Annotated in this window: 10 protein-coding genes, 4 tRNA genes, 1 rRNA gene and 1 pseudogene; 2 read left to right on the top strand and 14 right to left on the bottom strand. The window is 41.3% G+C overall.

Going from position 1 to position 15,162, the window contains the following annotated elements:
* Positions 1 to 164 precede the first annotated feature (164 nt).
* From NYR89_RS09520 to NYR89_RS09485, 8 genes are all read right to left on the bottom strand, one after another.
* Positions 165 to 240 (bottom strand) — tRNA-Glu (locus NYR89_RS09520).
* A gap of 152 nt (positions 241 to 392) precedes the next feature.
* Positions 393 to 1,935 (bottom strand): 16S ribosomal RNA (locus NYR89_RS09515).
* 198 nt (positions 1,936 to 2,133) lie between these two features.
* A tRNA-Pro gene (locus tag NYR89_RS09510) sits at positions 2,134 to 2,210 on the bottom strand.
* A gap of 28 nt (positions 2,211 to 2,238) precedes the next feature.
* A tRNA-His gene (locus tag NYR89_RS09505) sits at positions 2,239 to 2,314 on the bottom strand.
* Positions 2,315 to 2,344: 30 nt separating this feature from the next.
* Positions 2,345 to 2,421, bottom strand: a tRNA-Arg gene (locus NYR89_RS09500).
* A 159-nt stretch (positions 2,422 to 2,580) separates the two neighbouring features.
* A complete protein-coding gene (gene wecG / locus NYR89_RS09495; RefSeq protein ID WP_279445617.1) occupies positions 2,581 to 3,306 on the bottom strand; it encodes a lipopolysaccharide N-acetylmannosaminouronosyltransferase in 726 nt (241 codons plus the stop codon).
* Positions 3,290 to 4,624: an ECA oligosaccharide polymerase gene (gene wzyE / locus NYR89_RS09490; RefSeq protein ID WP_279445616.1), complete on the bottom strand. Its 1,335-nt coding sequence runs from the start codon at positions 4,622 to 4,624 to the stop codon at positions 3,290 to 3,292. The genes wecG and wzyE overlap by 17 nt, the downstream gene beginning before the upstream one ends.
* Positions 4,617 to 5,687, bottom strand: a complete 1,071-nt coding sequence (locus NYR89_RS09485; protein WP_279445615.1) for a TDP-N-acetylfucosamine:lipid II N-acetylfucosaminyltransferase — start codon at positions 5,685 to 5,687, stop codon at positions 4,617 to 4,619. The genes wzyE and NYR89_RS09485 overlap by 8 nt, the downstream gene beginning before the upstream one ends.
* Before the next feature lie 278 nt (positions 5,688 to 5,965).
* On the opposite strand from NYR89_RS09485, the pseudogene hcp reads away from it, so the two are divergent.
* A pseudogene (gene hcp / locus NYR89_RS09480) lies at positions 5,966 to 7,632 on the top strand (hydroxylamine reductase).
* 110 nt (positions 7,633 to 7,742) lie between these two features.
* Positions 7,743 to 8,762 (top strand): NADH oxidoreductase, encoded by a 1,020-nt coding sequence (gene hcr / locus NYR89_RS09475; protein ID WP_279445614.1) that lies wholly within the window; start codon positions 7,743 to 7,745, stop codon positions 8,760 to 8,762.
* A gap of 40 nt (positions 8,763 to 8,802) precedes the next feature.
* On the opposite strand, the gene wzxE is transcribed toward hcr, so the two are convergent.
* Genes wzxE through NYR89_RS09445 form a run of 6 tightly spaced genes read right to left on the bottom strand, consistent with a single transcriptional unit; the run spans position 8,803 to position 15,139 of the window.
* Positions 8,803 to 10,053: a lipid III flippase WzxE gene (gene wzxE, locus NYR89_RS09470; protein ID WP_279445613.1), complete on the bottom strand. Its 1,251-nt coding sequence runs from the start codon at positions 10,051 to 10,053 to the stop codon at positions 8,803 to 8,805.
* Positions 10,050 to 11,186 (bottom strand): dTDP-4-amino-4,6-dideoxygalactose transaminase, encoded by a 1,137-nt coding sequence (gene rffA / locus NYR89_RS09465; protein WP_279445612.1) that lies wholly within the window; start codon positions 11,184 to 11,186, stop codon positions 10,050 to 10,052. Before rffA ends, wzxE begins: the two co-directional genes overlap by 4 nt.
* Before the next feature lie 3 nt (positions 11,187 to 11,189).
* The gene (gene rffC / locus NYR89_RS09460; protein ID WP_341536374.1) at positions 11,190 to 11,816 is read right to left on the bottom strand and encodes a dTDP-4-amino-4,6-dideoxy-D-galactose acyltransferase; all 627 of its coding nucleotides are present in this window, start codon (positions 11,814 to 11,816) and stop codon (positions 11,190 to 11,192) included.
* A complete protein-coding gene (wecC, locus tag NYR89_RS09455; RefSeq protein ID WP_279445610.1) occupies positions 11,813 to 13,081 on the bottom strand; it encodes a UDP-N-acetyl-D-mannosamine dehydrogenase in 1,269 nt (422 codons plus the stop codon). The genes rffC and wecC overlap by 4 nt, the downstream gene beginning before the upstream one ends.
* Positions 13,082 to 13,140: 59 nt before the next feature.
* Positions 13,141 to 14,280 carry a non-hydrolyzing UDP-N-acetylglucosamine 2-epimerase gene (gene wecB / locus NYR89_RS09450; protein ID WP_279445609.1) on the bottom strand — a complete coding sequence of 380 codons (1,140 nt, stop codon included), beginning with the start codon at positions 14,278 to 14,280 and terminating at the stop codon, positions 13,141 to 13,143.
* Positions 14,264 to 15,139, bottom strand: coding sequence for a transporter (locus NYR89_RS09445; protein WP_279445608.1), 876 nt, complete (start codon positions 15,137 to 15,139; stop codon positions 14,264 to 14,266). Before NYR89_RS09445 ends, wecB begins: the two co-directional genes overlap by 17 nt.
* Positions 15,140 to 15,162: the final 23 nt, after the last annotated feature.

Raw genomic sequence — 15,162 nt, 5'->3', positions numbered from 1 at the left:
ACTAAACACTTGACTGCTTTTGTTCAGTCAAGATTTTTTAACTACTCAGACTTTCAATGTATTCATTATCACTTTCGCTTTAACGAACTTGAAAAATCTCTCAGTTTTTCAGCTTGTTTCCAATTTTTTAAAGAACAATTTAGACAACAAAAGTCATCTTTAAATGGCGTCCCCACGGGGATTCGAACCCCGGTTACCGCCGTGAAAGGGCGATGTCCTAGGCCTCTAGACGATGGGGACAACATTTAAAGATGCTCTCCACTTTGCCATTTGAGCACATTATTCTACGTTAAATACCGTTATTTTTCAATAACTTTTTAAATCACTTAACATAAACGCTCACTCATTCATCAAACAATCTGTGTGAACACTTGCAGTCGCTCAATTCTTGGTAAGGAGGTGATCCAACCGCAGGTTCCCCTACGGTTACCTTGTTACGACTTCACCCCAGTCATGAATCATACCGTGGTAAACGCCCCCCTTGCGGTTAAGCTATCTACTTCTGGTACAACCCACTCCCATGGTGTGACGGGCGGTGTGTACAAGGCCCGGGAACGTATTCACCGCAACATTCTGATTTGCGATTACTAGCGATTCCGACTTCATGGAGTCGAGTTGCAGACTCCAATCCGGACTTAGACGTACTTTGTGAGATTCGCTCCATGTCGCCATATTGCTTCCCTCTGTATACGCCATTGTAGCACGTGTGTAGCCCTACTCGTAAGGGCCATGATGACTTGACGTCATCCCCACCTTCCTCCAGTTTATCACTGGCAGTCTCCTTTGAGTTCCCGGCCGAACCGCTGGCAACAAAGGATAAGGGTTGCGCTCGTTGCGGGACTTAACCCAACATTTCACAACACGAGCTGACGACAGCCATGCAAAGCACCTGTCTCAAAGTTCCCGAAGGCACAAACTCATCTCTGAGTTCTTCTTTGGATGTCAAGAGTAGGTAAGGTTCTTCGCGTTGCATCGAATTAAACCACATGCTCCACCGCTTGTGCGGGCCCCCGTCAATTCATTTGAGTTTTAACCTTGCGGCCGTACTCCCCAGGCGGTCGATTTATCACGTTAGCTTCGGGCACCAAACTTAAAGTCCAATCCCCAAATCGACAGCGTTTACAGCGTGGACTACCAGGGTATCTAATCCTGTTTGCTCCCCACGCTTTCGCACATGAGCGTCAGTACATTCCCAAGGGGTCGCCTTCGCCTTCGGTATTCCTCCACATCTCTACGCATTTCACCGCTACACGTGGAATTCTACCCCTCCCTAAAGTACTCTAGTTGACCAGTATGAAATGCAATTCCCAGGTTAAGCCCGGGGCTTTCACATCTCACTTAATCAACCGCCTGCGTGCCCTTTACGCCCAGTTATTCCGATTAACGCTCGCACCCTCCGTATTACCGCGGTACGCTGGCACGGAGTTAGCCGGTGCTTCTTCTGTAGTTAACGTCAATTACCAAATCTATTAAATTTGATACCTTCCTCGCTACCGAAAGAACTTTACAACCCGAAGGCCTTCTTCATTCACGCGGCATGGCCGCATCAGGGTTCCCCCCATTGTGCAATATTCCCCACTGTCGCCTCCCGTAGGAGTCTGGACCGTGTCTCAGTTCCAGTGTGGCTGGTCATCCTCTCAGACCAGCTAGAGATCGTCGGCTTGGTAGGCCTTTACCCCACCAACTACCTAATCCCACTTGGGCTCATCTCATGGCATGTGGCCTTGCGGTCCCACACTTTAATCCGAAGATATTACGCGGTATTAGCTACAGTTTCCCGTAGTTATCCCCCTCCATGAGCCAGATTCCCAAGCATTACTCACCCGTCCGCCACTCGTCAGCAAATTAGCAAGCTAATCCCTGTTACCGTTCGACTTGCATGTGTTAAGCCTGCCGCCAGCGTTCAATCTGAGCCATGATCAAACTCTTCAATTCAAAAAGTTTAATCGCTCAATAAACTGCTTAGCTAAGTTCACTTCTCTTACCTAACCAAGTTAAGTAAAAGATAAATATGAATTTCTAGTTTAAGCACCTATTAAGACTTCAAGTTTTAAATAATATTTTTAAAATCAAGTCAATCAACAAGTGCCCACACAGATTGTCTGATATATTGTTAAAGAACAAAAAATAAATTGGTCGGCGAGATAGGATTTGAACCTACGACCCACTGGTCCCAAACCAGTTGCGCTACCAAGTCGCGCTACTCGCCGTCAGTTACTCACAAGAGTATATTTTAAATGGGGTGGCTAATGAGACTCGAACTCACGACAACCGGAATCACAATCCGGGGCTCTACCAACTGAGCTATAGCCACCATTGCCGATTGAATATTGCTTTTGACCACTGGTGCGCTCGACAAGATTCGAACTTGCGACCTTTGGCTCCGGAGGCCAACGCTCTATCCAACTGAGCTACGAACGCTTACGATTTTCATCGTTTTGTTTAGTGCGTCGCAACGGAGGCGTATATTATAGATTTCCCTTTTTGTTGTCTAGCACTTTTTTCAAAAAAGTTTAAAAAAATCATTTGTTTGTTTTTAATTTATTCAAAATGAATAATAATTATCATAGTTGATGATTTTTAAAGCTGTTTTGTGCAGTAGTAATACATAAAACGTAACAAGTTAAGTTGTCGTCGCCAACGTGTTGGTTGGCTTAATAAACGATATAGCCATTCTAAACCGAGATCTTGCCAAATTTTCGGAGCCCGTTTGACTTTGCCGGTAAAAACATCATAAGTTCCGCCTACGCCCATATATAAGCAATCGGGATACTCCCGTTCAATATGTACGATAAACTGTTCCTGTTTCGGTGACCCCATTGCAACCGTTACCAATTTTGCTCCGCTTTGTTTTATACGCTCGATAATGAATTGTTGTTCTTTATTATCAAAATATCCGTCTTGTAATCCAACAATATTGACATTCCAAGCGGTCAATTTTTGCTGAACTTTTGCAAGTGTGTCCGCTGTACTGCCGATCAAAAATACCGGTATACCTAATTCTCCGGCTTTTTGCATTAATGCTTCCCATAAATCCACACCGGCAATCCGTTCCATTTGTTTAATATGCGGATATTTTCGTTTTACCGAGCGAACCATACTGATGCCATCTGCATATTTATACTCTGCTTGTTTGAGTAGTTGACGAATTTCAGGCCTTTTTTCACTCATCACAAGCTTTTCAGCATTCATTGCAATTAATTTACCGGTTTTTATCTGCTGTTCATTCATCAGAAAATCGACAAGTTCGGCTTTATTTCTTGCGGTGAGAATTTTAAGTCCGCGAATTTCAACTGTTTCTATCATGATTATTTGCCTTGTTTGTCAGCAATATAGGTTCTAAGCTAATTGTGATAAGTTTTGCGAAACTCCAACACGCTAAAAAAACGATACTAAAAAATAGCCAACGGGAAATAAAGGCATCCATACCTTCTCTCGCTAAAACGATTAAGTTAAATATGTTCGCTATACAATAGGTTTGAATGATGGCAGAGATACTTGTCATTTGATGATATTTTCCGTAAGTAAATAAACGATCAAAACACTGAACTATCCAACCAACAAATATCATACCCACGATTATCATCGGAAATCCGCCCATAATATAGAAAGATCCCAATAAAGTCGGGGACATCGCTAACCCTGAGAAATTTGCTAAAATCTCTTTAGTGAAATAATTTGCCGTATTCACGATATAAGTAGGTTTTGCTTGCCATAGTTCATCTGGGATATAGACGTAAAAATCTCGAATAATCGGCATGAGTTCTTGGTATTCAATCGGATAACTCAATATCTTAGTGAGATCTTCCCATGGTGAAAACGTATCTCTCGTCAGATACAAAAAGGTAAACAATGCTTCCGAACCACTTACTTTTAATCCATAACGAGCTAATGCTAATAAAAACATTGTACCGATCATACCGATACCAGCAATCAGTAATGTTTTGAACGAGATATAATTTTTATAAAGCCCTAACAGAAAAAATAATAATACCGCCATCGCCAAATTCGCCCGAGTGCCACCAACCGCAATATAGTTCAAGCTACCAATCATTATCCCCAATATCAGAAAGATTCCCCATATTCTTTTATTTTGGTATAGGAAAAAGAGAATTAATAACGCCGGCAGAAAAAAATAAAAGAAACGTTTCAGCCATAAATGCTGAAGCCTTGCTGAGAAAATTTGGCTGTATTTTTCTAATTCAAAAAGTAATAAGCCGTTAACCGACACGAACCAAGCGATACTCCCCAACGCCACGATACATAATAAATAAGCGGTTACTTTTGCTTCTAATTTTGCAAAGTTCGTGACATTTTCCACCGCTTGTTGTTTTTGGGTACCGATTGTTCTTGCAAAAAAGCGGTAGCTAAACCAATAGATAAGATAACCAGCAAAGGCGGTAAAAAGCGTAAGAAATAATATCTTCGGATCAGCGATCTGGCTCTCAAAACTGAACGTCATGAGCATTGATAACGGGAAGCCTAAATAAAAGATAACAAGATAAATTAGGCTAAATAGGAAATGAAAAGAAAAAGCCTGTTGTCGGTAGGCAATATAAATGTGCGTTGATATTAGCCATACCGAAATCAAATAAAAGCCGGTTAATAAAGTATATTCAATCATTACTGAGTTCCGTTAATAAAGTCAGCCATTGCTCATTATAATGAGGTGCAAAAAAACGAATGTGACTTTTATCATAATCTTGAAGTTGTTGCCTGACTTGTCGAACTTTAGACATTGTTAATTCATCACTATACAAAAACGGAATTTGTTCATTTTGCATATCGATACAAAACGGATTCTCTTTTGTTAGCACGAGTGGAATATTTTGTTGAAGCAATAAACAGATTGTACCGATCGCTTGTTGGCGTTGGAAATAAAAATAGCCGAGATCACATTCCGTTAATCGCTGTTGATACTGTGCAAAACTCAATTTCTCTGTCATCACCTCAACAATACTATGAGGAAATAATTCCTTCGCTTTCCGCTGTACTTGTTCAATATAGTGATGATTATTCTTAGGATAGCCCATAGGAATTAGAATACGAATATTATCACTCATCGTTTTTCTTAACTGTACTAATGCCGCCAAATGGCGATTGGATGGATCTCCCGAATTACCGAGCAAAACCGTAAAGGATTTTGTTTGATCCGTTGTTTGAATCAGAGGTTGCCGATCCATTTTTGTCGGGAAATAAACAACTTGATCTTGAGCACTCTCTCGTTTTAAGTGCTGTTTAGCAAACGCAAGATCACCGTGCGTTGCCCATAAAACCGGTAACTTTTGCTGTGCTAAACGGCGAATACGGTAAAAAAATTTAAATTTCCAACCGCTTGCCTCCTCATAGAGGTCTGCTCCCCAAATATGCCAAACACAACGATAAGCGGGTAAATTTCCACACAAAATCGCAAGCCATAGCCAAATATTATACTGACCGTGTAATACAAACTTGGCTGTTGGAGCTTGCTTGGCAGTTTTTATAGTTTCTTTGGCGATTGATTGACGAGAAGAGAAAAATCGTAAATTCAGTTGTGGGTATTGCGAACCTAACTCCTCTTGTCCCACAACATAAAAGTAGTGTTGTTGCTCGGATAATTGAGGTAGTAACTGATCATGAAAGAAATTTAGTACCGTTTGATTATGGTGCGGTATATCAGAGCCAAGAATATGATAAATAGGACGCATAATATTTTCTAAAATTGGATTAACGCTAACGATTATAAGCGAAAAATCGGTTACAAGCGGTCAAAAAACCATAAAACTTTACCAATAAAATTAGGAATAATTTTCAATAAAAATAACCTATACCCTATTTTAAGTAGATAACTACGACTAGATCAAATTCCCTGCATTTTCCAAAATTTTCTGCTTTTTCTCCATTTTTGTTATCGCTATGATTGCGAACATCAATTCCTACTATTTTAGTAGGTTACTTATTTTATTATTTAAATTGGAGTAATTTTATGTACTGCGTTCAATGTGAACAAACTATGGTAACCCCGGTGGGAAACGGTTGTAGTTTCGGTCAAGGTATGTGTGGTAAAACGGCGGAAACCTCAGATTTACAAGACTTATTAATCGCCTGCTTACACAGCCTGTCTGCGTGGGCGTTAAAAGCGCGTGAACACGGCATTATCAACCACGATGCGGACAACTTCGCCCCTCGTGCGTTCTTTGCCACCCTAACCAACGTAAACTTCGATTCAAACCGTATCGTTGGCTATGCGCAACAAGCGATTATTTATCGTAACGAATTAATTAAAGCGGTCAGCGAAATTGAGCCGAACCCAACGATTAACCATCCGTTAGCACACATTGAACTCAAAGGCATTTCGATTGATCAACTTGCCGAACAAGCCAAAGAATTTGCGTTAGATACCGACCGTGCGGAAATCGGCGAAGAAGTTCACGGCGTGCGTTTATTAGCGCTTTACGGCTTAAAAGGTGCGCGGCGTATTTAGAACACGCTTATGTGTTAGGCAAATTCGATAACGATTTATATGTGGAATACCACGGCTTTATGGCTTGGTTAGGCACAAAACCAAGCGATTTAAACGAATTACTCGAGAAATCGCTCGCTATCGGTGCAATGAACTTTAAAGTGATGGCAATGTTAGATGCCGGCGAAACCGAAACCTTTGGTAATCCGGTGCCGGCAACGGTAAATATCCGTCCGGTGAAAGGCAAATGTATCCTGATTTCAGGTCACGATTTAAAAGACTTAAAAGCGTTATTAGAACAAACCGAGGGCAAAGGCATTAACGTATATACCCACGGTGAAATGTTGCCTGCACACGGCTATCCGGAACTGAAAAAATACAAACATTTAGTCGGTAACTACGGTTCAGGCTGGCAGAATCAACAAAAAGAATTTGCGCGCTTCCCGGGGGCGATCGTGATGACATCAAACTGTTTAATCGATCCGAATGTGGGTGATTATGCCGATCGTATCTTCACTTGTAACATCGTAGGCTGGCCGGGCGTAGTGCATTTAGAAAAACACAACTTTGCACCGGTTATCGAAAAAGCGTTGGAATGTGAAGGCTTCCCATATACCGAATTAGAACATTACATCACAGTAGGCTTCGGTCGCAAGACTTTAATTGACGCATCAGACGCAGTAATTGATTTAGTCAAAGCGGGCAAATTGAGCCATGTATTTGTGATCGGTGGTTGTGATGGCGATAAAGAAGAACGCCATTACTATACGGATTTAGCCTATGCGTTACCGAAAGATACTGCGGTGCTTACGCTTGGTTGCGGTAAATACCGTTTTAACAAATTAGATTTCGGTACTGTTAGTGATATGGGTGACGGCGGCTTGCCTCGCTTATTAGACGCAGGTCAATGTAACGACACCTATTCGGCGATTATGTTAGCGGTGACACTTTCACAAAAATTAGGTATCGGTTTAAATGAATTGCCACTTTCGATTGTGCTTTCTTGGTTCGAACAAAAAGCGATTATCGTGTTATTAACGCTGTTAGCGCTTGGCGTGAAAAATGTTTACTCAGGTCCAAGCAAACCGGCGTTCTTAAATGACAACGTGATGAATTTATTACACGAAAAATTCGGTTTAAGCGGTTTAACTACCCCTGAACAAGATTTTGGTCATATCATCAATAAATAATCGGCTAATTAAAAAAGAGCGGTCAAATTTCGCAAAATTTTTGCAAATTTAAACCGCTTGTAGGGGCGGGTCCAGTGCCCGTCCGAAAAGAACAAGAAGGAATAATTAAAATGGCAAATACCAATAAAAACCCTTTATGTATTAATGAATTACAGGTTTATTCAATCGTACAAGAAGCGCCAAAAGTAAAAACGATTAACTTTATCGCACAGGATTTCTACCCGTATCAAGCGGGACAATATGCGTTAGTCAGCATTAAAAACACGCCGCATATTACTCGTGCTTATTCACTTTCTTCTACCCCGGGCGAGAGCCGTTTCGTGTCGATTACCGTGCGTGAAATTGAAGGCGGTGTCGGTTCAACTTGGTTGAACAATGACGTGAAAGTCGGCGACCAAGTATGGTTCTCGAATCCAATGGGGGAGTTCTCTTGCCAACAGGTGTTAGCGGATAATTACTTGTTAGTCGGTGCAGGAAGCGGTGTTACACCGATTATGTCAATGACTCGTTGGTTATTAGCAAATCGTCCAGAAGTAAACTTAACCGTTATCCATTCGGTACACTCGCCAAAAGATGTAATTTTCAAAGCGGAATGGGAAGAGTTAAAAGCTAAATATCCAAAATTCAACTTAGTGATTAACGCTTCGGTCGGGGCAACCGAAGGCTTTGCAAGCGGTCGAATTTCGGCAGAAATTATCAAAAATGCCGTGCCGAATGTGAGCGATTACACCGTGATGACCTGCGGTCCCGAAGCCTATATGGCGGCGTTAAAAAATATCGTAACCGAATTAGGCGTAAGCGAAGATCGATTCTTTACCGAAGCTTTCTTTAATACTGCCTTAGCCGGTGAAATCAGTTCGGATAAGAAAACCACTCTCACGATCAACGGTGCAAAACAAATCACTGCAGAAGTGCCGGTTGGTATGACCCTATTAGCCGCATTAGAAGCACAAGAACAACCGGTAGTTTCCGGCTGTCGCACCGGTTTATGCGGTTTATGTAAAACCAAAGTCACCGGCGGTGAATATGAAGTAGTACACACCGGCGACTTAACTGAAGAAGAAATTGCACAAGGCTATGTGCTAGCGTGTAGTCGCCGTGTGAAAGAAAATGTATCGGTTTCTTTATAGGTTTTATTAAAAAAAAACCTCAAAGAGCATCTTTGAGGTTTTAATTTTTTAGATAGCGATGAAACGCTAATAAGCAGATAAAGAAATAGCAAAAATAAGTTAATAAATAGGTTTGTACCGCCCCTTCCGCACCATTTAACGGAATCAGCCATTGTCCGATCATTAACAATAAGGTTAATTGACAAACTTCCGCTAAGATATACAGTTTTAACGATGCCTTCGCAACTACCAAATAACCGAATACATAAGCAACTACTTTAAACATATCACCGATCAGTTGCCAAATAAACAATGATTCGATTGGCAAAAATTGCGCGGAATATAACGTCAGAATGATTTCTCGCTTTAGCACAAACACGCATAGACTTGTGCCAATCACAAAAACCCCGACAAATTTAACCGCTTTCACCACTTCACGTTTTATTTCGTCTTTTTGGGTTAATTTGGCAAAAGTAGGCAGTAAATAAACGGAAAATACCGCTGTGATTAGGCGCAAATAGGCATCGGAAATTTTACTTACGCCTTGCCATAACCCAACTTGTTCCAATGAATGAGACTCTGCTAACAGATCTCGCAATACAATATAAGTTATTGGCAATGTCATCGCCGTAATCAAAACCATAGCACTAAATTTAGATAAATTACGTGCATATTGCCAAGAAAAACGCCCTTGTAGCCAAAATTTAAATCGATAGCCTCTTTGTTTTAAGAAATAACTTGCCGGCAGAAAACTAAATGCTGACATACAAGCAATCCCAATTAACCCACCGAAATACCCAAAACAATAAAGTAAGCCTAAAAAGAAAATCGTGCTAAGAAAAGCACCAATAATCAGGCTTATCGCATTTGCTTTAACCTGTCGATAACCTTTTAAAACCGCTAATAGATAATTACTATTAGCAATAGCGAACTGAATAAGGGCGGTAACCACAATCACAATCTGATAATCTTCAGAATAAAAAATCCATTCGCTGATTTTTGCAGAAAATAGTACAAAAATGACCGCTAGCACCGCAGAGAACAACACAACAATACGGTTTGACGTTACTAAAAACGTATCTAATTGCTCTGGGCTATGTTCCAATTCCGCTACATATTTCGTTACGCCGTTAAAAATCCCCCCACCAGCAAAAACGCCTAGTACGGTAATTAGCGTCATAAAATTTGCCGCTTGTCCCAATCCTTCCAAACCGAATTGCAAGGCAAATAATTTTACCAGTATTAGGCTAATACCGATTTTAAAAGCGGTGTAACTTGTCGCCCAAACAGCGGTTTTGCTCAGTGATTTCATTGCGTAAGAAATTCCAATATCACGTGAATAATTCTATCTAACGCTTGTGGTTGCAAATTGTAGAACAACGGCAAGCGAACCAAGCGTTCGCTTTCTGAAGTAGTAAAACGATCCTGACCGATAAAAGTACCGAACTGCTGACCGGCAGGACTGCTGTGTAACGGCACATAATGAAAGACTGCCAAAATTCCGTACTGTCTTAACCTGTCGATAAACGCATTACGTTCACTCATATCTCGCCATTTCAGATAAAACAGATGTCCGTTTTGCTCACATTCAGGCGGACAAGTCGGTAAGCTAATCCGCCCTTGCTCAGCAAACGGACGCAGGACTTCAAAATAGCGTTGCCAAATGCTTAAACGAGTTTGTTTAATTTGTTGAGCTACTTCCAATTGAGCATATAAATAAGCGACTTGTAATTCCGACATTAAAAAACTAGATCCGAGATCTCGCCAAGTATATTTATCCGTTTCGCCACGAAAGAATTGACTACGATTTGTACCTTTTTCTCGGATCACTTCCGCACGAGCAATAAATCGATCATCATTAATCAATAAAGCACCGCCTTCACCGCCGGCACTATAATTCTTAGTTTCGTGAAAACTATAACAGCCGAAATGCCCGATCGTGCCTAATGCTTTGCCTTTATAAAAAGACATTACCGCTTGTGCCGCATCTTCGATCACATACAACCGATATTTTTCGGCTATTGCCATAATCGTATCCATTTCACAGGCGATACCGGCGTAATGTACCGGCACAATCGCTTTGGTTTTCGGCGTAATCGCCGCTTCAATTTTCGTTTCATCAATATTCATCGTATCGGGACGAATATCGACAAACACAATCTTTGCTCCACGCAACACAAATGCGTTAGCGGTCGAAACAAAGGTATAACTCGGCATAATCACTTCATCGCCGGCTTGAATATCGATTAATATCGCCACCATTTCCAATGCGGCGGTACAAGACGGCGTAAGCAATGCTTTTGCTGAACCAAAATGACTTTCTAGCCATTGTTCGCAACGCTGACTATAAATACCATCACCGGATAATTTGCCGCTTGCCATCGCCTGTTGCATATAACCAAGCTCCGTTCCGACAATCGGCGGTTTATTAAAAGGAATCTGCATACATTATTTCCGATAAAACCAATAAGCCGTTGTTAACATTCTCGCACCTTGCTTTAAATAGAGATTGATCGCAGGCAAATTACCGATTTGGGTCGCGACTAACAAAACGTCCGCTCCTTGCTGTTTCGCCCAATTTTGTGCCGCTTGTAACAATACAGTCGCAACACCTTGGCGTTGACAGGTAGGCGATACCGCTAATAAACCGACTCGAGCCTGATTTTCTGATAAACGTAAGCTAATTCCACCTTGAATTTGACCGCTTGCCGTTTTTAATACCAAACAAAGTTGATCAAATTCTCCTCGTACCGCACGGGCAATCCAAGTACGGTAAAAACGTTGATTTTCCGCTACTGAAAACCAAGGCTCACGAAAGCGACTTGTCGGGAAAGCTTGTCCGAATAGGGCTTCTAATTCAGCAATATTTTCAGCCGTTGCTACTTGGCAAGCGGTGGTTTTTTCTTGATATTCTGCAAGATCAAAGCAAAACTCAATTTCGCCTTCTACAAATTGAAAACCTTGAGTTTGTAACTGTTGAATTTGTGCGTAATCCTGAGCAACGACTTTCGCCTGTATAATCGGACGACTAAAAAAATCTGACAACCACGGATCCGGCAAATATTGTCGCTTCATTTTAGCCATATCCCCTTTGTATCAATTACCCACGGAACAGTAATAGGGGCGGGTGATACGTTCTTAAAAAGCGAATGATCGACCAACAAAACCAAAATATCTGCCCGTAAATTAGCCTGCTCAAAATTAACTAGCTCCACTTTTCCTATCAAAGATGATGGCAATTCCTGAATATGCGGTTCCACCGCCAATACAGTCCCTAAATGCCAATCGGCAAGATATTGAGTAATTTCCAATGCCGGACTACCTCTTAAATCATCAATATCAGCTTTAAATGCCAAACCTAAACAGGCAATCGTCACTTCACTCGGTAAACAATTTTTACGATTTACGCAATCGGCTAACGCCTGTTTGACTTTCTCTATTACCCATTGCGGCTTACTGTCATTTACTTCTCGTGCGGCACGAATTAAACGAGCTTGTTCTGGCATTTGTGCCACAATAAACCACGGATCAACTGCAATACAATGTCCGCCGACACCTGCTCCCGGTTGCAGAATATTTACACGTGGATGACGATTTGCCAATCGGATCAGCTCCCACACATTTATATTGAGTTTATCGCAAATCATCGATAATTCATTGGCAAAGGCAAGATTCACGTCACGAAAACTGTTCTCGGTCAGCTTACACATTTCCGCTGTACGAACATCTGTAGCAATACACTCGCCTTTGACAAAAATTCGATATAAATCAACCGCTTGTTGAGTGGATTTCGGGGTAAGACCGCCAATAACCCGATCATTTTCAAATAATTCAATCATCACTCTGCCCGGTAGCACTCGTTCCGGACAATACGCAATATAAATATCAGTATTGTTTTCATCTTGAGTCGGGAAATGCAGATCAGGACGCAGTTTTTGCAACCATTCAGCCAATTTTTCTGTCGTCCCGACCGGGGAAGTCGATTCCAATACAATCAAATTTCCTTTGACTAAATAAGGGGCTATCGCTTGCACCGCTTGCTCAATATATTGAAGATCAGGCTGATGATTGTCTGTAAAAGGGGTCGGAACCGCAATGATAAACGCGTCGGCGACTTCAGGCGTTTGCGTTGCAAAAAGTAATCCATTTTCTACCGCTTGTTTAACGGCTATATCCAGTTCAGGCTCAATAAAATGGGCTTTCCCTTGATTAACACTTTCTACCACATCAGGATTAATATCTACACCGCATACTCGTTTCGCAGAACGAGTAAAGGCGATAGCAGTCGGCAAACCGATATAACCCAAACCAACCACCGTGATGCGTTCAAACATTTTCATTGTTATTCAATCTCTTTCTTTTGAAAAAACAGGCTTTGTCTTGAGGAAAACAAAGCCTGTTATGATTCAAATATTTGTTGCAAAATCGCAATAATGTTACTGCAAGCATTACCGCTTCCATAAGGATTTTGTGCCTGTGCCATCGCTTGATAGGCAGATTTATCCGATAACAACAGATTGACTTCTTGCACAATATTATCCACTTCCGTACCGACAATTCGAGCCGAGCCAGACTGTACTGCCTCACAGCGTTCGGTACTATTTCGCATAATCAAAACCGGTTTGTTCAATGACGGAGCCTCTTCCTGAATACCGCCCGAATCGGTCAAAATTAAATAAGACTGTTCCATTAGATAAACAAAGGATAAATATGCTTGTGGCTCAATCACAAAAATATTTTCTACCCCGGAAAGCAAATGAGTGACCGGCTCACAAACATTCGGGTTGCGATGTAGTGAATAAACAATTTGTACATCGGAATGTTGTTGAGCAATCGTTACCAAGGCTTCACAAATATGCTGGAAACCCTCGCCAAAATTTTCACGGCGATGCCCTGTGACCAAAATCAGTTTCTTACCGCTATCCAAAAAATCATAATGTTGTTCAAGTTGCTTGATTAACGTGGCATTATTGCGGATTCGATTGGAAACGCACTGCAATGCGTCAAATACAGTATTACCGGTCACCCAAATACGCTGTGGCGTTTTATGTTCCTGTAACAAATTTAGACGGGCTTGTTCGGTTGGAGCAAAATGATAATCTGCTAATACTGCGGTCAGACAACGGTTGCCTTCTTCCGGAAATGGGGCGTAAAGATTACCAGTACGTAAACCGGCTTCAATATGTCCGACCGGAATCTGATGATAATAGCAAGAAAGAGCCGTAGCAAACGTGGTAGTAGTATCGCCATGAACCAATACGATATCAGGACGATATTGTGCAAAGACAGATTTTAGCGATTGTAGAATACGTACGCTCATCTCCGTTAAGTCCTGCCCTTCTCGCATAATATCCAAATCAAAGTCGGGGCGAATATCAAATAAAGCTAACACTTGATCCAGCATTTCACGATGTTGTCCGGTGACACAGACTTTCGCTTCAAAAGCAGTATGCTCCGCCAACATCATTGCTAGCGGAGCCATTTTTATCGCTTCAGGACGTGTGCCGAAGACGGTCAAGACTTTAATTTTGTGCGACATTCGTAACTTTTTTACGGAATAAACCGCTCATTGACACTATTACCATACCGCATAATAAGCCAACTAATGCCCCAATCATTATCCATAATGCTTGAGCAGGCGATGATGGCATCAAAGGTACGCTCGGTGATTTTACGAATTTGAAAGGTACTAATTTATCGTCTAATGGTTGCACCGAACGCATTAGATTTAATTTGCCGTTCCAATCTTGCATTGCAATTTGATTACCTTGTTGCGTTGCACCTAATTTGATTTCAGCAACATTTTTAATTTGTTGAAACAACACTTTCCATTTAGCAATCAGTTCGGCATTTAAGGTTTGTTTCGCCTGCTGACTTGCGAAAGCAATAAAATCCGAAAGTAACTTATTCGCGTCTTCCGGATTTTCCGATGTCACGCTCAATTGCTCAAACGGTTGTGATTTTGCAATATCTTGAAAAACAAACTGTTGTGCTAAATTTTGTGCAATAATCGCTGTAGGTTTATTTTCAAGTTGTGCTTTTAGTTTTACGGTTTCCGTTTGTGCTAAAAATGCCGTTAAGACATCCGGTGATCTTAATGTACGCTTAAATACATCATAACTCTCGGTTTTTACTTTTTCTTCCGCTTTAGCCCCACTTTCCGGTGCTAATACTAATGCGCCTTTTTCATCTTTCACAACCCGATAACTTACGCTATCTCCCCCATTTAGGAAAGAGTAGGTAGAAAATAAGGTGTAGTAATTACCTAATTCAGAGACGCTCGGTTGTTCAAATTGTGCAGTTGCCGTCCAAGTGGATTTTTGTGCAAAACTCAGTCCAAATCCAATACCACCGCCAATCGCTGTTGTAATAATTAAAGTAAGTAAATAGCGTAACAATAGAAAGTCCTCAAATAATCAGC

Source organism: Actinobacillus arthritidis, assembly GCF_029774155.1.
Classification (GTDB): domain Bacteria; phylum Pseudomonadota; class Gammaproteobacteria; order Enterobacterales; family Pasteurellaceae; genus Actinobacillus; species Actinobacillus arthritidis.
Note: the sequence above shows the minus strand (reverse complement) of the source record. Positions and strands in the feature narration are given on the sequence as shown.

Coding starts and splice junctions, on each gene's coding strand:
- wecB (WP_279445609.1), bottom strand. CDS start 14,280: ATGTCGCACAAAATTAAAGTCTTGACCGTCTTCGGCACACGTCCTGAA.
- NYR89_RS09485 (WP_279445615.1), bottom strand. CDS start 5,687: ATGCGTCCTATTTATCATATTCTTGGCTCTGATATACCGCACCATAAT.
- rffA (WP_279445612.1), bottom strand. CDS start 11,186: ATGCAGATTCCTTTTAATAAACCGCCGATTGTCGGAACGGAGCTTGGT.
- hcr (WP_279445614.1), top strand. CDS start 7,743: ATGGCAAATACCAATAAAAACCCTTTATGTATTAATGAATTACAGGTT.
- wzxE (WP_279445613.1), bottom strand. CDS start 10,053: ATGAAATCACTGAGCAAAACCGCTGTTTGGGCGACAAGTTACACCGCT.
- rffC (WP_341536374.1), bottom strand. CDS start 11,816: ATGAAGCGACAATATTTGCCGGATCCGTGGTTGTCAGATTTTTTTAGT.
- wzyE (WP_279445616.1), bottom strand. CDS start 4,624: ATGATTGAATATACTTTATTAACCGGCTTTTATTTGATTTCGGTATGG.
- wecG (WP_279445617.1), bottom strand. CDS start 3,306: ATGATAGAAACAGTTGAAATTCGCGGACTTAAAATTCTCACCGCAAGA.
- wecC (WP_279445610.1), bottom strand. CDS start 13,081: ATGAAAATGTTTGAACGCATCACGGTGGTTGGTTTGGGTTATATCGGT.